This window comes from Protofrankia sp. Cj5 (assembly GCF_917627405.1).
GTDB lineage: Bacteria > Actinomycetota > Actinomycetes > Frankiales > Frankiaceae > Protofrankia.
In genome coordinates, this window is sequence record NZ_CAKJTO010000060.1 from 1 (window position 1) to 23,880 (window position 23,880).

At 67.0% G+C, this 23,880-nt stretch carries 15 protein-coding genes and 1 pseudogene; 11 read left to right on the plus strand and 5 right to left on the minus strand.

The genetic code is table 11. From position 1 onward, the window contains the following. A pseudogene (locus MJ777_RS14130) lies at window positions 1-393 on the plus strand (cupin); the annotation flags it as partial. 481 nt (window positions 394-874) lie between these two features. Here MJ777_RS14130 and MJ777_RS14135 read toward each other — a convergent pair. After that, window positions 875-2,689 (minus strand): GntR family transcriptional regulator, encoded by a 1,815-nt coding sequence (locus tag MJ777_RS14135; protein WP_239376694.1) that lies wholly within the window; start codon window positions 2,687-2,689, stop codon window positions 875-877. A 421-nt stretch (window positions 2,690-3,110) separates the two neighbouring features. Further along, window positions 3,111-3,770: a TetR/AcrR family transcriptional regulator gene (locus MJ777_RS14140; RefSeq protein ID WP_239376696.1), complete on the minus strand. Its 660-nt coding sequence runs from the start codon at window positions 3,768-3,770 to the stop codon at window positions 3,111-3,113. A 200-nt stretch (window positions 3,771-3,970) separates the two neighbouring features. Between MJ777_RS14140 and MJ777_RS14145 the strand changes: the two genes are divergently transcribed. Beyond that, window positions 3,971-5,986 (plus strand): acyl-CoA dehydrogenase family protein, encoded by a 2,016-nt coding sequence (locus tag MJ777_RS14145; protein ID WP_239376698.1) that lies wholly within the window; start codon window positions 3,971-3,973, stop codon window positions 5,984-5,986. A 78-nt stretch (window positions 5,987-6,064) separates the two neighbouring features. On the opposite strand, the gene MJ777_RS14150 is transcribed toward MJ777_RS14145, so the two are convergent. Further along, window positions 6,065-7,111 carry a 2-oxoglutarate and iron-dependent oxygenase domain-containing protein gene (locus MJ777_RS14150; RefSeq protein WP_239376700.1) on the minus strand — a complete coding sequence of 349 codons (1,047 nt, stop codon included), beginning with the start codon at window positions 7,109-7,111 and terminating at the stop codon, window positions 6,065-6,067. A 635-nt stretch (window positions 7,112-7,746) separates the two neighbouring features. Between MJ777_RS14150 and MJ777_RS14155 the strand changes: the two genes are divergently transcribed. Next, window positions 7,747-8,163 (plus strand): DUF1003 domain-containing protein, encoded by a 417-nt coding sequence (locus MJ777_RS14155; RefSeq protein ID WP_239309441.1) that lies wholly within the window; start codon window positions 7,747-7,749, stop codon window positions 8,161-8,163. A gap of 136 nt (window positions 8,164-8,299) precedes the next feature. Here MJ777_RS14155 and MJ777_RS14160 read toward each other — a convergent pair whose 3' ends face one another. Then, complete coding sequence (locus MJ777_RS14160; RefSeq protein ID WP_239376702.1) at window positions 8,300-8,971, minus strand: MBL fold metallo-hydrolase; 672 nt, start codon at window positions 8,969-8,971, stop codon at window positions 8,300-8,302. 219 nt (window positions 8,972-9,190) lie between these two features. On the opposite strand from MJ777_RS14160, the gene uvrA reads away from it, so the two are divergent. Next, complete coding sequence (uvrA, locus tag MJ777_RS14165; protein WP_239376711.1) at window positions 9,191-12,079, plus strand: excinuclease ABC subunit UvrA; 2,889 nt, start codon at window positions 9,191-9,193, stop codon at window positions 12,077-12,079. Between the two features lie 84 nt (window positions 12,080-12,163). On the opposite strand, the gene MJ777_RS14170 is transcribed toward uvrA, so the two are convergent. Further along, window positions 12,164-12,577, minus strand: a complete 414-nt coding sequence (locus MJ777_RS14170; protein ID WP_239309447.1) for an SsgA family sporulation/cell division regulator — start codon at window positions 12,575-12,577, stop codon at window positions 12,164-12,166. A 472-nt stretch (window positions 12,578-13,049) separates the two neighbouring features. Here MJ777_RS14170 and uvrC point away from each other — a divergent pair, with 472 nt between their 5' ends. From uvrC to MJ777_RS14205, 7 genes are all read left to right on the plus strand, one after another. Continuing rightward, the gene (uvrC, locus tag MJ777_RS14175) at window positions 13,050-15,236 is read left to right on the plus strand and encodes an excinuclease ABC subunit UvrC (protein WP_239376713.1); all 2,187 of its coding nucleotides are present in this window, start codon (window positions 13,050-13,052) and stop codon (window positions 15,234-15,236) included. Continuing rightward, window positions 15,233-16,105 carry an RNase adapter RapZ gene (gene rapZ, locus MJ777_RS14180; protein WP_239309451.1) on the plus strand — a complete coding sequence of 291 codons (873 nt, stop codon included), beginning with the start codon at window positions 15,233-15,235 and terminating at the stop codon, window positions 16,103-16,105. The genes uvrC and rapZ overlap by 4 nt, the downstream gene beginning before the upstream one ends. Next, a complete protein-coding gene (yvcK, locus tag MJ777_RS14185; RefSeq protein ID WP_239309453.1) occupies window positions 16,102-17,169 on the plus strand; it encodes a uridine diphosphate-N-acetylglucosamine-binding protein YvcK in 1,068 nt (355 codons plus the stop codon). The genes rapZ and yvcK overlap by 4 nt, the downstream gene beginning before the upstream one ends. Then, on the plus strand, window positions 17,166-18,161 hold the full coding sequence (gene whiA, locus MJ777_RS14190; protein WP_239309455.1) for a DNA-binding protein WhiA: 996 nt from the start codon (window positions 17,166-17,168) through the stop codon (window positions 18,159-18,161). Before yvcK ends, whiA begins: the two co-directional genes overlap by 4 nt. 407 nt (window positions 18,162-18,568) lie before the next feature. Further along, window positions 18,569-21,259, plus strand: a complete 2,691-nt coding sequence (gene acnA / locus MJ777_RS14195; RefSeq protein ID WP_239376715.1) for an aconitate hydratase AcnA — start codon at window positions 18,569-18,571, stop codon at window positions 21,257-21,259. Window positions 21,260-21,931: 672 nt separating this feature from the next. Continuing rightward, complete coding sequence (locus MJ777_RS14200; RefSeq protein ID WP_239309477.1) at window positions 21,932-23,053, plus strand: C40 family peptidase; 1,122 nt, start codon at window positions 21,932-21,934, stop codon at window positions 23,051-23,053. Between the two features lie 163 nt (window positions 23,054-23,216). After that, window positions 23,217-23,870 carry a CDP-alcohol phosphatidyltransferase family protein gene (locus tag MJ777_RS14205; protein WP_239376717.1) on the plus strand — a complete coding sequence of 218 codons (654 nt, stop codon included), beginning with the start codon at window positions 23,217-23,219 and terminating at the stop codon, window positions 23,868-23,870. Window positions 23,871-23,880 lie beyond the last annotated feature (10 nt).

Below are 23,880 nucleotides of genomic sequence, written 5' to 3' on the forward strand. Positions count from 1 at the left end.
GCCATGTCGCGTCTGCCATCGGAATTCCTTGCAGCACGGGAAAAGGAACGACCTGCCCATCGTCATGTGGCCACCGGTGGAACTTTCGGAAATCCAACCAGCGTAGTGTGTGTAGCCGAATTTCCACCCCACTTGGAAAGGCGTGACGGACGAGTCGACCTCTTCGCGGCAGGCAAGAAAATCACCTTCTCCGTAGGTGCGCTGCCTGCCTTAGAGGAACTTCTCAGCGGTTTTCCAGTAATCTTAGATGAGTTGGCAGCAACTACCGGCCTTGATGTTGCACAGCTTGCCAACGTACTAATTCAGGAAGAGATATGCGCCGAGCTGATTCCCGAACTATCCTTGGGCTATACCGATCTCGTCACGAGCGACAGCTATTCGAAGAAGCTCTGAAACTTGAAGTTCGGGCACTGGATACTGGCTATAACTACTACAACTTCGCATCGCACCGTACTTTATTGCGCGTAGCCGGAGATTTGCTGCCAGAATTTGCGATCTCGACCAAAGTGGGGGTTTTCCCTGGAGTCGGAGGCGTAGAGCACTCTCTCGATCCAAATCGGCTTTATCGGGCTCTCGAAGAATCTACTGAAGCCCCTGGGCGTACACCAGATATCGCTTTGTTACACAATCCAGAGTTGCACAGTTTCTGGAAGGTGGCCAAAAATTTTCGAATCGGCAAGCTATCTTCCGCCTGGCTTTCGAACTGCCCGCTGTAAGTAGCGTCGCCGCAGGAACTAATTCCCCAGCGCATTTGAAGCAAATGGTGGAAGCTGCAAAGCTTCGGCCGAATAGAGAAAGAATTGGACATTACCGCCATTTACTCCGTGAGAGAGTCGGGAATATGGAAACGAGAACAGAGGATGACGAGTGAGATTTATCGGCGAGTCTGGAGTTCGGAAATGAGAGCGTAAGCCGCGTTTTTCGAGGGTTCTAGAAGCGGGTTTGGTTCGCTACGTCGTGCAGAAACGCGAATTACGTTCGCGCAGAATACAAGTTGGGCGAGCTTCCCGGAACGAGTGGTGAGGTCGACCTGAAATTCATGCTGGATGTGATCAGCAAGTTTGGGGACGCGCAAGGAGTGACCCCAAAGCATAGCAGCGTCGAATCCACGGGGAGCAACTCCCCAATCTTCCCAGTCCAGTAGATAGCAATCGGGCGCGGTAAGGTTTCCCCAGTGGATGTCGGCGTGAGCAGTTACCCACTCATCAATTGTGGTGTCGACGGAGTCGCCGAAAACTTCCTTAATGCGTCGGATAAGATGAGCAGACGACATACCTACCCGCTCGGTCTTATGCGCGGCTAGTGCGGCGAAAGAAGTCTTAAGACTTCTCCACCACGAGTCCGAAAGTACCGGTTCACTACCGACGACACCACTACTGCTGACGGCCGGAGAGAGGATCAACTCCATTTCGTCGGCACGCCATACCATTCCCCTTGCATCGTCACGCCAGCGGACCGATCGCAACAGATCCGGTTTGGCGACATGGCGCAACACCGATGCGCATTCAGCTCCGGTCCACGCAGGGCCATTGATCACCCACATCCGGCGCCACTGAATCCGAACCCAGGTATCTCGATCAGTACGGAAGCCAGCAGTGACGCCCTGCCTTCCGTACTCCGACGATGAACGGTCAAGCTGCACGCCAAGCCACTTTTCAACCTCGGTAAGAACATCATCGTGTGAGTCCGTCCGTAGATCAAACGCTGCCTCGGTGAGTAGGTCAGCCACCGCGTCATCTCCGTCCATCGTGGGAAGCTCCGGCAAGATCTTATAGGAACGAGCGGCCCTACGGACATGCCGACACCCTTTTCCAGTCAGGTAGCCGCATATAAGTACGAACTTGGATGAGCTGTCGATGCGGTGAGAAGAGGTACGTCGCTCGCTCGCGGGTTCAGATGTGGAGGTGGGGGTGTGTTTGGTGGTGGTGATTTCGTAGTGGTTGGCGGGTGCGTGGATGGTGGTGTGTTCGAGGGGGTAGTCGTGGTCGTCATGGAGGGTGCGTTGGATGCGGAGTGTGGGGGTGCCGGGTGGGGCGTTGAGGTAGGTGCCGAGTTCGGGGGTGGGCATGGCGGCGGTGAGGGTGAGGTTCCAGCTGATGTGTTCGGGGTCGTCGATGAGGGCTTGGTAGAAGGGGTTGGGGTGGTCGTGGCGCTGTTCGATGGTGCTGAGTGTGTCGGGGTTGGGGTCGGGGGTGACGGAGTGGGCGTAGAGGTGGCGGTTGGTTTTGATGTGGGTCCAGGCGGCGCGGCGGTGGATGAGGAGTCGTCCAGGGCGGATGTCGAAGGTGGTGGCGTCGGTGTGGGTGGCTTCGTCGATGGCGAGTCCGAGGCGAAGGTGGCTGTGGGCGTCTTCGGGGCTGCTGCTGATCAGGCTGAGCCAGCCGTGTGGGGGGTGGTGGAGGTAGTCGGGGTGGTCGTCGGCGCCGATGACGATGACGATGACGATGAGGTAGCGGTCGGGGTCGGTGCGGACGAAGGTTCCGCGGCCGTGGGCGACGGTGAGGAGTCCTTCGCCGACGAGGGTGGTGATGGCGCGGCGGACGGTGGGGCGGGAGCAGTCGTAGCGGTGGGCGATGTCGGCTTCGCTGGGGAGGGATGCGCCGGGTGGGTAGGTGCCGTCGTGGATGTCGAGGCGGAGTCCGCGGGCGATTTGTTCCCAGCGGGGCATCAGACCCTCGCCGACCACCACATCTCCGCCGCATCCCACGCACAACGCCTCCAAGCGGTCCGGGACCTGTACGGAGGCCTCAACATCCAAGTAAAGATCGTCGACAACCGGCGGGGTACACTACTCCGGCTCGCGCTCGCCGGAACCCTCGACCACACCGATGCCCTGAACGCCACCGACCCCGAACACCCACAAAAGCGTGCGTCATGGTGCCGGTGTTTACCTACACTGTAGTCAACGACGTTGACGATTTTTGTCGTTTTTGATCTTGATGAACGGCTTGCCGGTCACTGTCAGCTGAGTGGCCAACCTGGTTATAGCTGATCATGATACGTCCGGAGCGCCTACTGGCAACAACCGTGAGTGCGTCCGGACCGAGTGTCACGGCGGGGCCATGCGCCCCTGAGCTCGGGCTGGACGCCCTCATCGGCGGGGCGGGCCGTCAGATCGCGAGTGCGGCGAGGACGAGGCCCAGCCCCTCGTGGAACTGGGTTTCCATCTCGGCGGCGAGGTGGTCGGCGGTTGCGGCGAGGTGGGGGTAGCGGGAAGCGGCCGGACTGATCGCGGTTACTGGCGTGACGGTGGCGTCCGGCCCCTTGCGGGCGATCGTCGCCGCGGTGTGGCGAGCTTCGGTGAGGGAGTGCCCGAGGGTGTAGAAGAGCAGCGTCTGGAAGGCGTTGGCCGCCTCATGATCGGGCATTCCCGCGTCGCGGAGCAGACCGATCGTGTGGTTGGTCCGTTCCCAGCTGGCTTCGCCGCCCGGCGGCCGGCGCAGGACGACCGGTGCGAGAGTGGGATGGCGCAGGAGCGACCGGCGCAGCTGGGCGAAGGTCTCCCGGAGGTCGGCGAGGGGGCTCCCGGAGTGGGGGAGTGGCTCCGTACCTCGCACCACCCGGTCGGCCAGGGCCTCCAGAAGATCGTTTTTGGTGCGGAAGTGCCGGTAGACGGCAGTGGGGTCGATGTTCAGCCGGGCACCGAGCGCTCGCATGCTGAAGCCTCCGACCCCACCGATGTCGACGATCTCCATCGCGGTGTCGAGCAGCAGCTGTTGGGACAGCGTCCCGCGAGGGGTGCGGGTGTGGCGAGGCTGCACGGTCTCCATCGGTCTCCTTCGTGTTTTCTGTTACCTACAGTGTAGTCAACGATGTTGACGACACTTCTTGATGAACTTGATCTTCATCCAGCCACCCACCAAAACCCAACGACCAAAAAAGCACGATGCGTGCCGCCAGCAACAGACAATAGATCGCTCCGGGCGGGGAAGAAAAGGCATAGCAGATCTGCTGAGCCTGGGAGCTGAATATGCCACAAGTGGACGAAAAGGACGCCCGCAAGGTCGCCGAAGCCGCGCGTGAGACGGCATGGACGCGTCCGTCGTTCGGTAAGGAGCTCTTCCTCGGGCATTTTCGCCTCGATCTCATCTCGCCGCACCCCCGGCCGTCGAAGGCTGACAGGACGCGCGGTGAGGCCTTTCTTGAAAGGCTCGAGGAATTCCTGCGTGAGCACGTGGACCCGCTCCAGATCGAGCGGGATGGTCGTATTCCGCGGGACGTCCTCGATGGTCTCAAAGGGCTGGGCGCGCTGGGCATGAAGATCCCGGAGGAGTATGGCGGCCTCGGGCTGAGCACCGTGTACTACAATCGGGCGCTGGCGCTCGCCGGTAGTTGGCATTCCTCCATCCCGACTCTGCTCTCGGCGCACCAGTCGATCGGGGTAGCCGAACCGGTTCGCAGATTCGGCACACGTGAGCAGAAGCGCAGGTACCTGCCACTGGTCGCCCGCAAGGAGGTCAGCGCGTTCCTGCTGACCGAGCCAGATGTGGGCAGCGATCCCGCGCGGATGAGTGCGCAGGCCGTTCCTGTGGACGGTGGTGTGGCCTACGAGCTGTCCGGCCGCAAGCTGTGGACCACCAACGGTGTGATCGCGGACCGGCTGGTTGTGATGGCTGTCGTGCCGACAGCCGCGGAGCGTCACGGCGGCATCACCTGCTTCATCGTCGACGCGCACGCGCCCGGTGTCACGGTCGAGCACCGCAACGAGTTCATGGGTCTGCGTGGCATCGAGAACGGTGTCACCCGCTTCGACCGGGTGAGAGTACCGGTCGAAGACCGGCTTGGCCGGGAGGGGGAAGGGCTCAAGATTGCGTTGACGACCCTCAACACCGGCCGGCTGGCCCTGCCAGCGGTCTGCGCCGGCGGCGCGAAGTACTCGCTGCGGATCGCCCGGGAGTGGGCCGCTGAGCGGGTTCAGTGGGGCCAGCCGATCGGCCGGCACGAGGCGATCGCTCAGAAGATCGCTTTTATCGCCGCGACCGCGTTCGCCATGGAGGCGGTCGTCGACCTGACCGCGATGATGGCCGACGAAGGCGGTAAGGACATCCGGATCGAGGCCGCGCTCGCCAAGCTGTACGCGAGCGAGATGGCGTGGCTGGTCGCCGACGAGATGGTGCAGATCCGCGGTGGCCGCGGGTACGAGACGGCGCAATCGCTGGCCAATCGCGGTGAACGGCCCGTCCCGGCCGAGCAGATGCTGCGCGACCTGCGTATCAACCGGATCTTCGAGGGCTCCAGCGAAATCATGAAACTGCTCATCGCCCGGGAGGCGGTCGACACCCATCTGACGGTCGCCGGGGACATCATCGAGCCGGAGATCCCGTTGTCGGCCAAGGCGAGAACCTCCGCGCGCGCGGCTGGCTTCTACGCCCGCTGGTTGCCCCGACTGGTTGTCGGGGAGGGGACCGGCCCGCGTTCCTTCGCTGAGTTTGGCGCGCTCGCGACGCACCTTCGGTTCGTTGAACGGTCGGCGCGCAAAATGGCCCGCTCGACCTTCTATGGGATGAGCCGTTGGAAGGGCGGCCTGGAAAAGAGACAGATGTTTCTTGGCCGTATCGTCGACATCGGTGCGGAGCTGTTCGCCATGAGCGCGTGTGTGGTTCGTGCGCAGCTGCTCGCGCGGGACGGTGAGCCGACCGCCATCGAGCTGGCGGACCTGTTCTGCCGGCAGGCCCGGCGCCGGGTCGATGTTTTGTTCGACGCGTTGTGGAGCAACGACGACACCTACAATTTCCGGGCCGCGCAACAGGTTCTGGCCGGCAGGTTCGACTGGGCGGAGGCGGGAGTACTCGACCCGAGCGGCGGCGGGCCGTTCCTCGCCGATGCCCGCCGCGCGGCTGAGGACACTGGCCGGCCGGGCGCGGCTGCCACCCGGGCGGAAAAACAGGAGAAGACCAAAAAGGATAGGAAGGATGTGAAAAATCCGGCGGGAGGTATCGCGGAAAGTGAATCCGTGCCGCCGGCCGGTGTGGTTCCGGGAAGCTGACGGAGCCTTGTTGCCGGACCGCGCTAACGGTCCGGCAACAAGCGTACGGCGGGTCACCCGCCAGGTCGGGCTCGGAGATCAGCTGATCAGGAGCCCGCCGTCATCCCGCAGGAGGGGCAGGACTGACAGGCGGTCCTCCGCGAGGATGCGTTGGGTAGTAATTCGTGCTGGATAACTACGCATGAACATATTGGTAAAATGTGTCCCGTAGTGGATGCAGTCGGCACTCACCCCGGACAGCGGACGGATGCGGGCCGCAAAATTGGGCTCATGGAAGTACGCGAGCGCGAAACGCTCTCGGGTGTTCAGCCTGACCTTGTGCGGTGTCGAGAGCAGAAAGTCGTCGGTCAGGAACTGAAGAATGTCACCAGGGAACACCGTCAGTACGCTCGGCACCGGCCGCACGAACGTCCACGGCTCCTCGTTCTCGTACATGCCGGCGGCGCTCTCGTTCGCCAGCCAGTTCCTGTTCCGCTTCTCCCCGGCAACCGGCGGACGTATGTAGAGCCCGCCCACGTCATCCTGGGCGGCGATTACCAGCAGCCCGTAGTCGGTGTGGGCGCCGATGCCGCGACGGCTCTCCTTCGACAAAGCGGGAAAACGCAGGACCCGCATATGGTGCCAGCCATCAGCGGTCAGCCTCGTCAGCGCGTCGGTGTCATCAAGCTCCAGGCCCAGCGCTGTCAGCTTCAGTAGTTTCTCACCCACCCGGCCGAGTTCGTCCATGAACACCCGCATGCTTCGCTGGTATTCGGCGTCGGGCCAGGGGGTCGGGCCGTGGCATGGCCACCGCGCCTGAACACGGGCATCGTCCAACGCGATGTCCGGACAGACCGTGAAAATCTCGGAATAGTCCGCTTCGCCGGCCGTGACCTCCTCACCGGACGCGATGTAGCCGCTGTAGGTCAGCTCACTCACACATTGGCTCTTGGCTTTCATGGGCAGGCGAAAAAATCGTTTGCTCGATTCAATCGCGGCCTGGGTTTTTTGATCCTGTGCCGGGCTGGTAGCAATCTGGAATATTCCGTCGCTCCGCCAGGCTCGCACCATCGCACGCGCCAGCGCGCGGTCGGATTCCGTGCCGTCGATGAACTCGGGTAAATGGAATGTCTGTAGCTCGTTCAATTCGGTCTCCTTCTGTGTGGGGGTGCGGCTACCGCGCGTACCGAAATAGCAGCTCCCCGTCATGGTGCCGGGGTGCGGCTGGACCCGTGGCATGCGTCAATTTCCCTCGATCCGCCTGATTGAACCAGAATGATGAAATATCTGCATCAGTGATCGAATCTTCTGTCACCACCTCGATAGCGCGAGCGGTATTGCCAGTACCATCGACGCCGCGCTGGTATTGCCGGTACCACTTAGCGCGACCGGCCGTGGGGCACGCACCTCGCGTCATCGCCAAGGTGACTCCCTCCGTCACCTCGCGATACACGCGCCCCGACCTCGCTCCCTGATCCATGACCCTGTTGCCGGAGCTTCTTGGGCCGCGTTGTTCCCGCCTCGCACGACCGACCAGCCTGGACCGGGTACCACGGCTGTGCCCCCAGTGGGAACCTGGGCAGATGACCAGCGCCCAATCCGCTGATGCCGGCCAGCCGCCCGCCGCGCCCGATCGTTCCGGTGACCGCTGCCCGGCCTGCGAGCGGCCGGTCAACACCGTCAGGCCGCGGCCGCTCCCGGCCGGGGCCAGCGAGCGGCCGCGGCATCACATCCGTAACGAGACTCACCTCGTCGCCAGCCTGAAGAGCTCACAGGACCGGGTGGCCGACGCTGTGACGGCTTTTGCGGGCAGTCTCAGATTCGTCTACATCCACGCTCTGTGGTTCGCTCTCTGGATTGTGGCGAACACGGGGGTCTGGGGTCCCGCGCTGGTTTTCGACCGCTATCCTTATGGCCTGCTGACGATGCTTGTCAGCCTGGAGGCCATTTTTCTCAGCACATTTGTCATGGTGAGCCAGAATCGACAGGCAGCTCGTAACGACCTGCGCAGCGAACTGGACTTCGAGACCAATGTGCGCAGCGAGATCTGGTCTGTTCATATCGGCCGCAGGCTCGGGATCGATCCTCTCGAAATCGAGGCGGAAGTGCGGCGCGCGCTCACTGTCGGCCGGAACCGGCTGCATGACACCGTGGTTGCTGGCCTCGAGCCCGAGATTTCGCCGCGAGAGCGTGCGTGAGATCGGGATTTCGACCGGTACGAGGATCCGGCGGCAGGGCGTTCGGTCAGGTGGCGGTGCCCGGGTGGATGATTCGCGACGCCGCGTCCCCTCATGCCGGGCGCGCTGAACCGCGTCCAGCCGCCCCGGTATTCGCTCACCAGCCGCGGGCACGCCATTCGGCGAGATGCGGCCGCTCCGCCTCGATGGTTGTGTCCCTGCCGTGCCCGGGATAGATCCAGGTGGCATCCGGGAACGGCCCGAAAACCTTCCACTCGAGGTCATCCATGAGAGAGCTGAACGCCGAGGCGTTCCCGAAAGTGGCACCGGGGCCACCGGGAAACAGACAGTCACCGGTGAACAGATGCGGTGCGGCCGGGTCGGCATCGTAGAGCAACGCGATCGACCCCGGTGTGTGCCCAACCAGGTGAATCACCCGCAGGGTGGCGGCGCCGACGGTCACCTCGTCGCCGTCACGGACCAGGACCGTCGTCGGCACCGGGATGGCGTCGGCGTCGGCCGGGTGCGCCACCGTCCGCGCCCCGGTCGCCGCGACCACCGCGTCCAGCGCCTGCACATGGTCATTGTGATGGTGGCTCGTCACCACGGTGGTGAGCCCCGCCGCACCGATGAGGCCCAACAGCGTCTCGGCCTCGTTCGCGGCGTCGATCAGAAGCTGCTCGCCGGTTACGGCGCATCGCAGCAGGTAGGCGTTGTTGTCCATCGGACCAACCGCGATCTTGATGATCGTCAGCCCCGGCAGCTCGCGGACATCCGCCGGCCCGCCGGCCGCGACCACTCCCGAATACCCGTGCTCGCCGTGTCCCATGTTCTCCTCCGCTGAACATCATACCGCCGCCGGTGGCCGTGGCAGGCCAGGCCAGGCCAGGCCAGGCCAGCGATCATGGCGGGGCTCGTCTCACGCTGTCTCCACCGCGATGTCGCTCCGAAGCTGTCGGGGCTCGTCCGTACCATGGCAGGCGCCGCGGACATCCGTCCTCGAACGCGGCATGTCCCGTCACCCGAGCAGACCGCGAAGGATCCCACGATGGCAGACCGTCTCGTCGTTCGCGGCGCGCGAGAGCACAACCTGCGCGATGTCGACCTCGACCTGCCACGGGACTCCTTGATTGTTTTTACCGGTCTGTCGGGCTCGGGAAAGTCCAGCCTCGCCTTCGACACAATTTTCGCGGAGGGGCAGCGGCGGTATGTCGAGTCGTTGTCGGCCTATGCCCGCCAGTTCCTTGGCCAGATGGACAAGCCCGACGTCGACTTCATCGAGGGGCTGTCCCCAGCCGTCTCGATCGACCAGAAGTCGACCTCACGAAACCCCAGGTCCACGGTCGGAACGATCACCGAGGTGTACGACTACCTGCGCCTGATGTTCGCGCGGGCGGGTCGCCCGCACTGCCCGAAGTGCGGGCGACCGATCTCCCGGCAGACCCCGCAGCAGATCGTCGACCGGCTGCTCGAGCTGCCCGAGGGCACTCGCTTCCAGGTGCTCGCCCCGATCGTTCGGGGCCGCAAGGGCGAATACCTCGACCTCTTCGCGGACCTGCAGTCCAAGGGATTCGCCCGCGCGCGTGTCGACGGCGGCGTCCTCGCTCTCACCGATGTGCCGAAACTGGAGAAGCAGCGTAAACACACGATCGAGGTCGTGGTCGACCGGCTGGCGGTGAAGGCGTCGGCAAAGCAGCGGCTGACCGACTCCATCGAGACGGCACTCGGCCTTGGTGGTGGTCTGGTGCTGCTCGACTTCGTCGACCGCGACCCGGGCGGCCCCGACCGTGAGCGGATGTACTCCGAGCATCTCGCCTGCCTGTACGACGACCTGTCGTTCGAGGAGCTGGAACCGAGGTCCTTCTCCTTCAACTCCCCGTACGGTGCCTGTCCGGACTGTTCCGGCCTGGGCACCCGTAAGGAGGTCGATCCCGAGCTCGTCGTTCCCGACCCGACGCTGTCGCTGAACGACGGAGCGATCGCGCCGTGGTCAGCCGGCCACAACAAGGAGTACTTCACCCGGCTGCTGGAGGCCCTGGCCAACGATCTCGGCTTCCGGATGGACATCCCCTGGGAGGGCCTGCCGGAACGGGCACGCAAGGCTGTGCTGCACGGACGGGGGGAGACCGAGGTCCAGGTCGCCTACACCAACCGGTACGGCCGGTCACGCCAGTACTTCACCGCCTTCGAGGGGGTAGTCGCCTTCCTCGGCCGCCGCCATCGGGAGGCCGAGTCGGACAGCAGCCGTGAGCGCTACGAGGGCTACATGCGTGACATCGCCTGCCCGGTCTGCCGCGGCGCCCGGCTCAAACCCGAATCACTGGCGGTAACCCTGGGTGGTCGTTCGATCGCCGAGGTGGCCGCTATGGCCATCGGGGAGTGCGCCGAGTTCCTGCGGGCGCTCGAGCTCACCGAACGGGAACGGACGATCGCCGGCCGGGTACTCAAGGAGATCGACGCGCGGCTCGCGTTCCTGCTCGACGTCGGGCTCGACTACCTGTCCCTGGACCGTGCCGCCGGCACGCTGGCCGGGGGGGAGGCGCAGCGGATCAGGCTCGCCACCCAGATCGGTTCGGGGCTGGTCGGGGTCCTCTACGTCCTGGACGAGCCGTCGATCGGCCTGCACCAGCGGGACAACCGCCGCCTCATCCAGACGCTGGTCCGGCTGCGCGACCTCGGTAACACCCTGATCGTCGTCGAACACGACGAGGACACGATCCGCGCCGCCGACTGGGTGGTGGACATCGGGCCGGGGGCTGGTGAGCACGGCGGCAAGGTCGTCGTGTCCGGCTCGGTGGAGGCGTTGCTCCATGCGGAGTCCTCGATCACCGGGGCGTACCTGTCGCGCCGCCGCGAGATACCGGTGCCCGACATCCGGCGGCAGCCGACCGCGGGCCGCGCGCTGACCGTCCACGCGGCCCGTGAGCACAACCTGCGGGATGTGACGGTGTCGTTCCCCCTCGGCTGTTTCGTGGCCGTCACGGGCGTCTCCGGCTCGGGGAAGTCCACTCTCGTCAACGACATCCTGGCCGCGGTACTGGCGAACACGCTCAACGGCGCTCGGGAAGTACCGGGACGGCATCGCGGCGTCACCGGTATTGATCATCTTGATAAGGTCGTCAGGGTTGACCAGTCCCCGATCGGCCGGACCCCGCGGTCGAACCCCGCCACCTACACCGGCGTTTTCGACCACGTTCGCCGCCTGTTCGCCGAGACCACCGAGGCCAAGGTCCGTGGCTACCTTCCTGGGCGATTCTCGTTCAACGTCAAGGGCGGCCGCTGTGAGGCCTGCGCCGGGGACGGCACCATCAAGATCGAGATGAACTTCCTGCCGGACGTGTACGTGCCGTGCGAGGTCTGCCACGGTGCTCGGTACAACCGGGAGACGCTGGAGGTCCACTACAAGAACCGGAGCATCGCCGAGATCCTCGATATGCCGATCGAGGAGGCCGCGGAGTTCTTCGCGGCCGTTCCCGCGATCGCCCGGCATCTGCGCACCCTCAACGACGTCGGTCTCGGCTACGTCAGGCTCGGCCAGTCAGCACCGACGCTGTCCGGCGGGGAGGCACAACGGGTCAAACTCGCCGCCGAGCTCCAGCGGCGCTCCACCGGCCGCACCGCCTACGTGCTGGACGAGCCCACGACCGGGCTGCACTTCGAGGACATCCGTAAACTGCTGGGTGTTCTCGGCCGCCTTGTGGACACTGGCAACACGGTCATCGTCATCGAGCACAACCTGGACGTCATCAAGACGGCGGACTGGGTCATCGACATGGGTCCGGAGGGCGGGACCGGTGGCGGACGGGTCATCGCCGAAGGACCGCCGGAGGTGGTCGCCGCGGTTGAGAGCAGCCATACTGGGCTGTTCCTCCGGGAGATCCTCGGGCCACGGGCCGGCTTCGGGTCGGCGGCCGGGCCGGCGTCAGCCGCGTCCTGACCGCCGGGGCTCCTGTCACGCCGCGGGACAACGGGACGTCCGCACGGCCCCAGGCCGGGGACGGCGGGAGCGGGTACGTGGAGGTCAGGTACGTAGAAGATCGGCCAGAACGGCGTCGAGTTCCTCGGCAGAACGTTCCGCGCCGCGGGGAACCACCTGTTCGGTCGCGTCGAGGAACGCCCGCGCGGCCTCGATGTCCAGCCGGACGACGGAGTGGAGTTCACGAGATGTCAGATCGAGCCGCACACAGCCGCGGTCCGGTTCCGGGGTGATCCGCACGTCACCGCCGCCGGTGGGGATGTCCAGACCGGCGCGTAGCGCGTCTCGCAGCACCACCCAGGTACCTCGCGGCAGCGCCGGATGATCGGGCCGGGAGATGAGCTCCAACGTCACGGCAAGCGGGTCGGCCCGTCGCCAGCTCACCTGCAGCACGGTCAGCCGCCCGCGGGAAGGTGCGTCATTGACGACCAACTCGGTGGTCACATCGTCCACCTGCATCCGTCGTGCCTCCTTCGTCATCCAGCGACGCTGTGCACCGCGGTATCGAGGGTGACAGCCGGTCAGGCAAGATGCCACCCGGGACACGTTAAGGGACTTGTTCGGGACCAGCCTGGACAAGGTCGACGCCAGCCTCAGGAGGCCCTCTCCGGGGATGGCGGCACGCAGGTGCCGCGGGATCAGCGCCTGTCGGACCGGTCGTCGTGGCCATCGTGGCCATCGGACGGCGAGCGCCTGACGGGCCATGGTTTGCACACCGCTCATGGTCTCCGAGCATGGACCCTGGCATCGCCGGCCGCCCCGCGCCATGACGGGTGTCCCGTCAGCTGTGAGATATGCCCAGCCATGGTCGTCACGGGGCTTTGTTCCGCCCCGGGTCATGGCCGCCCTTCAAGAGCAGGTGCCCAGCGTGATGAAATGGTTACGTGGAGGCGTTGTTCAATGGCTGTCCGGCGCGCCGTAGGCTCGGTTCATGGCTGATCCGGCGTCCTACCGTCCCGCGCCGGGATCGGTTCCGGCGACACCGGGGGTGTACCGGTTCTCCGACGAGCACGGCCGCGTGGTGTACGTGGGCAAAGCGAAGAACCTTCGCGCCAGGTTGTCAACCTACTTCACCGATATACACAACCTCCACCCCCGTACTCAGCACATGGTGACGACCGCGAGTGCGGTCGACTGGACGGTGGTGTCGACGGAGGTCGAAGCGCTTCAGCTCGAGTACACCTGGATCAAGGAGTTCGATCCTCGCTTCAATGTTCGCTACCGGGACGACAAGAGCTACCCGAGCCTCGCGGTGACGCTGCACGAGGAGTTCCCCCGGTTGCAGGTCATGCGCGGTCCCAAGCGCGCCGGCGTCCGTTACTTCGGTCCGTACCCCCACGCGTGGGCCATCCGGGAGACCCTGGATCTCCTGCTGCGTGTCTTCCCGGCCCGTACGTGCGGTGCGGGCGTGTTCAAGCGCGCGGGCCAGATGGGCCGCCCCTGCCTGCTCGGCTACATCGGCCGCTGCTCGGCACCGTGTGTGGGCCGGGTCGACGAGGCCGAGCACCGTCGCATCGTCGAGAATTTCTGCGACTTCATGTCCGGGCGGACCGACCGGTACATCCGCACGCTCGAACGCGAGATGGCGCAGGCCGCGGCGGAGCAGCGGTACGAAAGCGCCGCGCGGCTGCGGGACGACATCGGCGCCCTGCGCCAGGCCATGGAAAAACAGGCCGTGGTGCTGCCTGACGGCACCGACGCCGACGTCATCGCGTTCGCCCAGGACGATCTTGAAGCCGCCGTCCAGGTCTTCTACGTGCGTGACGGCCGGGTCCGCGGCCAGCGCGGCTGGGTGGTCGACAAGCTCGAGGAGCTGACCACGGGGGAGCTGGTCGAGCAGTTCCTCGCCCAGGAGTACCTGTCACAGGCCGCCCCCGCGGCCACTACCCCGACCGGCTCGGCCCCGACCGGCGGGCTCGCCTGTCCCGGCGCCGCCAACGAGATCCCGCGAGAGGTGCTCGTCCCGGTGCTCCCGCCGGACGCGGCTGCCGTGGCCGCGCTGCTCAGTGCCGCCCGCGGCAGCCAGGTCGACCTGCGGGTTCCTCGCCGTGGGAACAAGCGGACCCTGCTGGAGACCGTCGAGCGCAACGCGGCCCAGGCCTTCACCCTGCATCGCACGAAACGGGCCGGTGATCTGTCCGCGCGCAGCCGGGCGCTGTCGGACATCCAGGACGCGCTCGGCCTGGCCGAGCCGCCGCTGCGGATCGAGTCGTTCGACATCTCCAACCTGCAGGGCAGCAACGTCGTCGCGAGCATGGTCGTCTTCGAGGACGGCCTGCCCCGCAAGTCGGAGTACCGGCGGTTCGCCATCCGCGGGGTGGACGGGCAGGACGACGTCGCGAGCATGTACGAGACGATCAGCCGGCGGTTCAGCCGCTACCTTGCCGAGCAGGCGCGCACCGGGGACGTCGCCGGGCTGGCGAGCCCGTCCAGCACCCCGCCGGAGCCGGTCACGGACCAGCCACGGCGTTTTGCCTACCCGCCCAGCCTGGTCGTTGTCGACGGCGGTCCCCCGCAGGTCGCCGCGGCCCGCCGAGCCCTGGACACGCTCGGTATCGACAGCGGCCCCGGCGGCATCGCCCTGTGCGGGCTCGCCAAGCGGCTGGAGGAGGTGTGGCTGCCGGCTGAGGATGATCCGGTTATTCTGCCCCGCACCAGCGAGGCGTTGTACCTGTTGCAACGGATCCGGGACGAGGCGCACCGGTTCGCGATCACCTATCATCGCCAGAAGCGCTCCCAGGCCATGGTTCATTCGCTGCTCGACGACGTGCCGGGGCTCGGCGAGACACGCCGCAAAGCGCTGCTGGCGACGTTCGGCTCGCTCGCTCGGATACGCCGGGCAACGGTCGACCAGATCGCCGAGGTTCCGGGCATCGGCCGGCGGACAGCCCAGGCCGTGGTGGACGCGCTGGCCGCGGCCGGACCGGGAACCGTGGCGGCCGCCGCACCCGCGGTCGACCCGTACACGGGGGAAATTCTTGGGACTGACGGAACCGCGCCGGTGCCCCCGCCCGCGGTGTCCGCGCCCGAATCGGGGCCATCGGGAGCCGCCGCGGCCGGCACCACCACCGCTGGACCCGGTTCCGATACCACGTCAACCTGGGGTGTTCCCACATGACCTCCGCCGTGCCGCTTGACCTCGCCATCATCACCGGGCTGTCCGGAGCGGGCCGCAGCACCGCGGCCAAGTGCCTGGAGGATCTCGGCTGGTTCGTTGTTGACAACCTCCCCCCGGCGTTGCTGGCCACCATGACCGAACTCGGGCTGCGGTCACAGGGCGCGGTCAATCGCATCGCCGTGGTCGTGGACGTCCGCGGCCGGGCGTTCTTCTCCGACCTGCGCGCGACGCTGGACGCGCTCGAGGCCCGTGGCATGCATCCGCAGGTGCTCTTTCTGGAAGCCGCGGACGAGACGCTGGTCCGCAGGTTCGACCACGTCCGCCGGCCGCATCCGCTCCAGGGCGACGGGCGGGTGGTCGACGGCATCAGCCGTGAGCGCGCGCTGCTGGCGGAGCTGCGCGGCGAGTCGGACCTGGTCCTGGACACCACCGATCTCAACGTCCACGAGTTGCGGGCCAAGATTGACACCGCGTTCGGCCAGCCGAGCGGGAACCGCCTGAACGCGACGGTGGTCTCCTTCGGCTACAAGTACGGTCTGCCGCTGGACGCCGACCTGGTGGCCGACTGCCGGTTCCTGCCGAATCCGCACTGGGTGGAGGCACTGCGACCGTTCACCGGCCGTGATCCAGATGTTCGTGACTACGTTCTCGCCCAGCCAGGGGCAGCGGAGTTCATCGACCAGTACGCGGCGTTGCTGCGGCTGGTGGGGGAGGGGTACGTGCGGGAAGGTAAGCGTTATCTGACACTCGCGGTCGGGTGCACCGGTGGCAAGCACCGCAGTGTGGCCCTGGCCGAACAGCTCGCCGCGCGGCTCGCGGGCGACGGCGTCGGCGTCCGGGTCGTCCATCGTGATCTGGGGCGAGAGTGACGGGTACCGGTCCCGCGGTGGTGGCTTTCGGCGGTGGCCACGGTTTGGCCGCGTCCCTGCGGGCGTTGCGGCGCATCACCGAGCATCTCACCGCTGTCGTGACAGTAGGTGACGACGGTGGATCGTCGGGACGGCTCCGGAACGAGCTGGGAGCGCTGCCCATGGGTGATCTGCGCATGGCGCTGGCCGCGCTCGCCGGTGCCGACACCTGGTCGGCCACCTGGGCGGAGCTGTTCCAGCACCGGTTCGGTGGTCGCGGCCCGCTCGCCGGTCACGCTGTCGGTAATCTGGTGCTGACGGCGCTCGCCGAACGCCAGGGCTCCGCGGTGGCCGCGCTCGACCTTGCGGCCAGGCTGTTGGGGGCCGCCGGGCGGGTGCTGCCGCTGTCGGACGCGGGCATCGACATCGTCGCCGAGGTGGCCGGACTCGACCCGGTTCAGCCGGCCGCCGTCGTCGAGGTCCACGGCCAGGCGGAGGTGGCTACCACCGCCGGGCGGGTCCGGAGCCTGCGTCTCCAGCCCGCGACGCCCCCGGCGTGCCCACCGGCGCTGGACGCCGTCGAGCGGGCCGAGTGGGTGGTGTTCGGCCCGGGTTCGCTCTACACCAGCGTGCTGCCTCATCTGCTGGTGCCCGAGATGACCGAGCGCCTGCTCGGGTCGCCGGCTCGCCGCGTCGTGGTCCTGAACCTGGTGCCGCAGCCCGGTGAGACCGCCGGTTATCCGCCCGAGGCGCATCTGCGGGTCATCGGGAAGCATGCGCCGGGCCTCCTGTTCGATGTCGTGATCGCGGACCGTGACGCGGTCGGTGAGCCGGGTGCGCTCGCCCGTGCCGCGGCCGATCTGGGAGCGCGGTTGCACCTCGTACCGGTCGCCTACCCCGGTGAGCCGCGCCATGACCCGCGACGGCTGGCCGCCGCGTTCAAGGCGGTGTTCGCCGGCATGACCGGGGCCGGCTCCGGCGCCCGGCCAGGTCCGGCCGCGGCCGCGGCCGACAAGCTGGTTTCAGACGATGCGGTGCGCGGCGATCCCGCGGCCACCGTCTCCGCTCGTGAAGGTGAGGAATGATTCGTGTGGCCGCAATGACCGCCACCGTCAAGGACGAGCTCAGCCGGTTGCGGGTGGCGAAGCCATGTTGTCGCAGAGCGGAGATGGCCGCGTTGTTGCGCTTCGGTGGCGGGCTGCACATCGTGCGTGGCCGCATCGTCGTCGAGGCCGAACTCGACGCGGGTGCCACCGCCCGCAGGCTGCGCCGCGAGATCGCGGAGGTGTTCGGCTTCCCGTCGGGCATCGCGGTGCTCGCCGCGGGTGGGCTGCGCCGTTCGGCGCGCTACATCGTCCGGGTGGAGCGTGACGGTGAGCAGCTGGCGCGGTCGACCGGGCTGCTTGACCAGCGAGGCCGACCGGTGCGGGGATTGCCGCCGCAGGTGGTGACGGGCGCGTCCTGCGACGCCGCGGCTGCGTGGCGCGGGGCGTTCCTGGCCCACGGTTCGCTGACCGAGCCGGGCCGCTCCTGCTCCTTGGAGATCACGTCGCCGGGGCCGGAGGCCGCGCTCGCGCTGGTCGGCGCGGCCCGCCGGCTCGGTGTCGCGGCCAAGAGCCGGGATGTGCGCGGGGTTGACCGGGTGGTGATCCGGGACGGTGACGCGATCAGCGTGCTGCTGACAAAAATCGGCGCGCATGACAGCCTGCTCACCTGGGAGGACCGGCGGATGCGCCGGGAGGTGCGGGCAACCGCGAACCGGCTGGCGAACTTCGACGATGCCAACCTTCGCCGTTCCGCGCGCGCGGCGGTTGCGGCCGGTGCCCGGGTCCAGGCCGCGTTGAGGATTCTGGGCGACGACGCGCCGGGGCATCTGCTCGCCGCCGGACGGCTGCGCCTGGAGCACGCCCAGGCCTCCCTGGAGGAGCTGGGCGCGCTCGCGGACCCGCCGCTGACCAAGGACGCGGTCGCCGGCCGGATCCGGCGGCTGCTTGCGCTGGCCGATAAGCGGGCGCACGCGCTCGGGCTGCCAAACACCGAGGCGAGTGTCTCGCCGGATCTCCTCGAGAACGCCTGACCGTACCCACGTTTAGCGGATCCGGCAATAGGAGTGTCCGGCTCGCGCCGCCCGGTCGGCGCCTCGCGTCATCGCTCCCCGTCCATCGCCGCGCGATGCACGGGTGCCCCGGCTCGTCGGTCGACGCCCCACACAGGGCGCCTCCCTCCGCCACCGCGCGATCCATCCACCCGGACGCCGCTCCCTGATCGAACGTCCTATTGCCGGAGCCTCTTATTACTATCAGTTAGATGACATATCCGGTGCGCCGCCACACTTCAGGAGCCTCGCACGCGGCGACTGATCTTCTGGTATATCCTTAGCAATACTAAGTAAATAGGATATTACTGGTCCCGGGCCCAGCGAGCCGGGTAGTTCCTGGAGTGAACGCCAGGATGGTCCGCGAGGAAACGCGGCGAGGAGGAGATATGGACAGTTTCGGCAGCACGGGTCATCTCAAGGTAGGCGACCGCAGGTACACAATCCGTCGGCTGGACGCGGTTCCCGGAGCTGACCGGTTGCCCTACAGCCTGCGCGTCCTGCTGGAGAACCTGCTGCGCACCGAGGACGGCGCCAACATCACCGCCGGCCACGTCCGCGCGCTCGCGTCCTGGGACCCGGCCGCCGCGCCGAGCCAGGAGATCCAGTTCACGCCGGCCCGCGTGATCATGCAGGATTTCACCGGTGTCCCGTGCGTGGTCGACCTCGCCGCGATGCGCGAGGCCATGGCGGCGCTCGGCGGCGACCCGACAAAGATCAACCCGCTTGCGCCAGCGGAACTGGTGATCGATCATTCGATCATCGCTGACGTCTTTGGCCAGCCGGACGCCTTCGCGCGCAACACCGAGCTGGAGTTCAGCCGTAACCGTGAGCGCTACCAGTTCCTGCGGTGGGGCCAGGCCGCCTTCGACAACTTCACGGTCGTCCCCCCGAACACCGGGATCGTCCACCAGGTCAACCTGGAGCACCTCGCCCGCGTTGTCTTCACCAAGGACACCGCCGACGGGACACTCGCCTACCCCGACACGCTGGTCGGCACGGACAGCCACACCACCATGATCAATGGCCTGGGGGTGCTCGGCTGGGGCGTCGGCGGCATCGAGGCGGAAGCCGCCATGCTCGGCCAGCCGGTCAGCATGCTCATCCCGACGGTGGTCGGATTCAAGCTCACCGGAGAACTGGCAGCCGGGACCACCGCTACCGACCTCGTTCTCACGATCACCGAGATGCTGCGCAAGCACGGTGTGGTGGGCCGTTTCGTCGAGTTCTACGGCGAGGGCGTGGGCAACGTCCCGTTGGCCAACCGGGCCACGATCGGCAACATGAGCCCCGAGTACGGCTCGACCTGCGCGATCTTCCCAGTGGACGCGGAGACCCTGGCCTACCTGCGGCTGACCGGTCGACCCAAAGAGCAGATCGACCTCGTCGAGGCCTACACCAAGGAGCAGGGCCTCTGGCACGACCCGAGTCGCGAGCCGGTCTACACGACCACCCTCACCCTCGACCTGTCCACGATCGAGCCCTCGCTGGCCGGCCCCAAGCGCCCGCAGGACCGAGTGCCGCTGCGCACCGCCAAGGCCGCGTTCCGCACCGCGCTCGCCGACTATGCCGGTCCGGCAAAGGCAGCTGCGGGTACTTCCAGTGATCTCGGCGGACGCCCGTCCAACCCGACCCCGGTGACTCTCGCGGACGGCACCAGCTTCTCCCTCGACCACGGTGCGGTCGCCATCGCGGCCATCACCTCGTGCACGAACACATCCAACCCGCAGGTGATGGTGGGGGCGGCGATCCTCGCCCGCAACGCCGTCGACCGTGGCCTGACCCGGAAGCCCTGGGTGAAGACCACCCTGGCACCGGGCTCCAAGGTCGTCATGGACTACTACGAGCGCGCCGGGCTCACGTCCTACCTGGACAAGCTCGGCTTCAACCTGGTCGGCTACGGGTGCACCACCTGCATCGGCAACTCCGGGCCGCTACCGGAGGAGATCAGCCAGGGGGTGGCCGCCGGTGACCTGGCGGTGGTCAGCGTGCTGTCCGGCAACCGCAACTTCGAAGGCCGGATCAACCCGGACGTCAAGATGAACTACCTGGCGTCCCCGCCGCTCGTCGTCGCCTACGCCCTTGCCGGCACGATGGACATCGACCTGCTCAACGACCCGCTGGGCACCGACACCGCGGGCAACCCGGTCTACCTGCGCGACATCTGGCCGAGCGAGGTCGAGGTGGCCGCCGTGGTGGGCGACGCGATCCGCTCGGAGATGTTCACCGAGGACTACGGCGACCTCAGCGGTGACGAACGGTGGCAGTCCCTGCCGACCGGTGACGGCGGCACGGTGTCCCAGACCTTCAGCTGGGCACCTGACTCGACCTACGTCCGCCATCCTCCGTATTTCGAGGGGATGCCGGCGAAGCCGACGCCACGCCCGGACATCGTCGACGCCCGAGTGCTGGCGCTGCTCGGCGACTCGGTGACCACCGACCACATCTCGCCCGCCGGATCCATCAAGCCCGACTCGCCGGCGGGCCGGTACCTCGTCGAGCACGGGGTGGACCCGAAGGACTTCAACTCCTACGGCTCCCGACGCGGTAACCACGAGGTGATGATCCGTGGGACGTTCGCCAACATCCGGCTGCGTAACAGGCTCGCCCCCGGCACCGAGGGCGGCGTCACCCGCCACCTGCCCGACGGCGAGCAGCTGTCGATCTACGACGCGGCGCAGCGGTACGCGGCCGACGGGGTGCCGCTGGTGGTACTCGCGGGCAAAGAGTACGGCTCGGGCTCGTCACGTGACTGGGCGGCCAAGGGCACCTCGCTGCTCGGCGTCCGCGCGGTGATCGCCGAGTCGTACGAACGCATCCACCGATCCAACCTCATCGGGATGGGCGTCCTGCCGTTGCAGTTCCCGCCCGGGGAGTCCGCCGCCTCGCTCGGCCTGACCGGAGAGGAGATCTTCACCATCCGCGGGCTCGCCCAGGTCGACGAGCAGACCGCGACCCTGGTCGTGCGGGCCGGCGACAAGCGGTTCGACGCGATCGTCCGCATCGACACGCCGGGGGAGGCGGAGTACTACCGCAACGGCGGCATCCTGCCGTACGTGCTGCGTTCCCTGCTGTCCTGATACTTCCGGCGCAAACGGCAGGGATCACGGGCACGCGGCCGCCAGGGGCGTTTTCAGCGCGCAACCCGGAAGATCCCCGTTCTCTGCCGCCGGCATGTCATACGAGCGCTCGGCAATAGGGGTGTGGGTCAAGGAGCGGGGCTGGGGTGCGTGCATCGCGAGGCGGCGGAGGGAGCCACCCTGGTGTTGGGTGGCGACCGACGACAACGCGGCGAGGTGCGTGCCCCAGCCCCGCGACGCCGCGTCCCCTGCCGCCGAGCTCTCGAAGAGCGCTCGGCGGCAGGGGCGGGTACCACCGGAATTATGTACCCACCGGGGGTATGTCGCGGGGAAACTGAAGGTCACGTGCCGGCCGCCGGCCGGTACGTGACCGCAACCCAATGACTGCACCAGGCCACCGGTTGAATATTGCCAACTGTTGGGTTTGGGGGCATTGCCTGCCCGTACGAGCCACCCGATATCTTTTGGAGCTGACACCTTCGTTTCCTCAATAAAGATCAATATTTTCTCTCGAACACACGCGTCGGACCGAAACGCCCAGTCCTGCCCCGGCCCGATGTCCCCTCCGAGCAGCCAGGGGCAGGAGCGAGATCTCGCAGCCCTGATGGTCACCGACCGGGCTCTCCTTCTTGGTCGGTGCCTTGAGGCGTGCCAGCGGCACCGGTCCGCGGCATGTCGACGTTCTGCCTCGCGGGCGTTCGGGAAGGACGCGCGTTGCTTCCACGTGGCGTGACCCGGCTCCCCGCGGACGGCGAGCAGGCCGGTCGCGGTCGCCACCGTGACCAGGCGCCCATGAGTGCGGACGGCGACGAGCTCACCCCTTGGCGTGTCCGCCTCAGCCCACAGACCCGGCGAGTCGCCACGATCGCCGCGGTGACGACCGGAACCCTGGCCGCATCGACGGCCGGCTTCGCCGCGACGATGCCCGGCACGGGCGCCAGCGTGGCACTGGAGCCGGTGACCGCGGCAGCGGCCACCGTCGACAGCGCCGCGATGGTCGGTGGTGGCGCGCACGGAGCCACCCTCACCGCATCCACCACCGGTCTGGCCGGCAAGATCGGAAATCCAGATCCGACCTTCACCTCGGTGTCGATCGTCGCCGATCAGACAACTGTCGCGCCGAATGCTCCCGTCGTCTTCACCGTCCGCGCCATGGAGGTCGGGACGGGGCGTCCCGTCACCAACCAACGGGTCCGTATCGCGGTGGCAAACGGCCCGCAGTGGACCACCACCGCCCAGCTGCAGACCAACAGCACCGGAACCGCGACGATCAGTACGCGCCTGCTGTCGACCACGACCCTCACCGCGGTCTTCGACGGTACGAACGTCCTGCGTCCCTCCCTGGCCGGTGCGACCACAGTGACTGTGCGCAGCCCCACCGGCCCGGCCGGCGCCCTCGGAGGCCTGGCGGCCGGGGGTGCGGCCACGGCTGTCCCAGGCAGCTCCATCGGGGCGAAAGCGGTCTACCTCGCGTCGTTGCAACGGGGCAAGCCGTATGTGTATGGGGCGGAGGGGCCCTACGCGTTTGACTGCTCCGGCCTGGTGCAGTACGTGTTCAAACAGCTCGGGCGCTCTCTGCCGCGTACCGCCCAGCAGCAGTTCGCCGCCTCGCTGCGGGTGCCGCAGGCCGGCAAGCAGCCCGGCGACCTGATTTTTTTCGGGAGCCCGAGCAACATCACCCATGTCGCGATCTACGCCGGTAACGGGTACGTGTGGAGCGCCCCGGAGACCGGACGGACCGTCTCACTGGTGCCAATCTGGACCTCGACGTACTACGTTGGCCGGGTGATGTGATGGTTGACGGGCGGTCCGGGTGATGGGCGCGAGCCGGCCGCCGGGCCCGGCGGCCCGTGGGCGAGGGCGGCGCCGCTGACGATGCCGTACGGTGGCTGTGCACCGTGGCGGCGGCCTCGTCAGGCTCCACGCGGGCGCATCTGGGTGCGAAAGGGTGTCGAGGGTGACCACGGCGATCCATCCGTCCGACCGGGTGCTGACCATCCCGAACCTGCTCTCCGCGCTGCGGCTGGCTGGGGTCGGTGTCTTTCTGTGGCTGGCGTTGGGCCCCAAGGCTGACGGTGCGGCGCTCGCCGTGCTCGCCTTCGCCGGCGTGAGCGACTACCTCGACGGCAAGCTTGCCCGGGCGCTCTCGCAAACCAGTCGGCTCGGGATTGTGCTCGACCCGCTGGCGGACCGTCTCTACATCCTGGCGACGATCATTGCGCTGACGCTGCGCGACATCGTTCCCTGGTGGTTCGCGGCGCTGCTCGTCGGCAGGGACATTATGATCATGGGGGTCGTGCCGGTGCTGCGGCGGCTCGGCTACGGCCCCACGCTGCCCGTGCACTATCTGGGCAAGGCCGCGACGTTCAACCTGCTCTATGCCTTCCCGCTGTTGTTGCTGTCAGCGGGTGACACCTGGCTTGCCACTGTTGCGCGTCCGCTCGGGTGGGCGTTCGCTGGCTGGGGCGCCGCTCTGTACTGGTGGTCCGGAATCCTCTACTGGGTGCAGGTGCGCCAGCTCGCGCGGGCGGGGAACGACAGCGAGCCCTCGGCGCCGCCCGGGACGCACCCCGGCGAGGCTGGCCGGGCGGATGCGGAGGTGGGCCGGTGAGAGCTGTCGT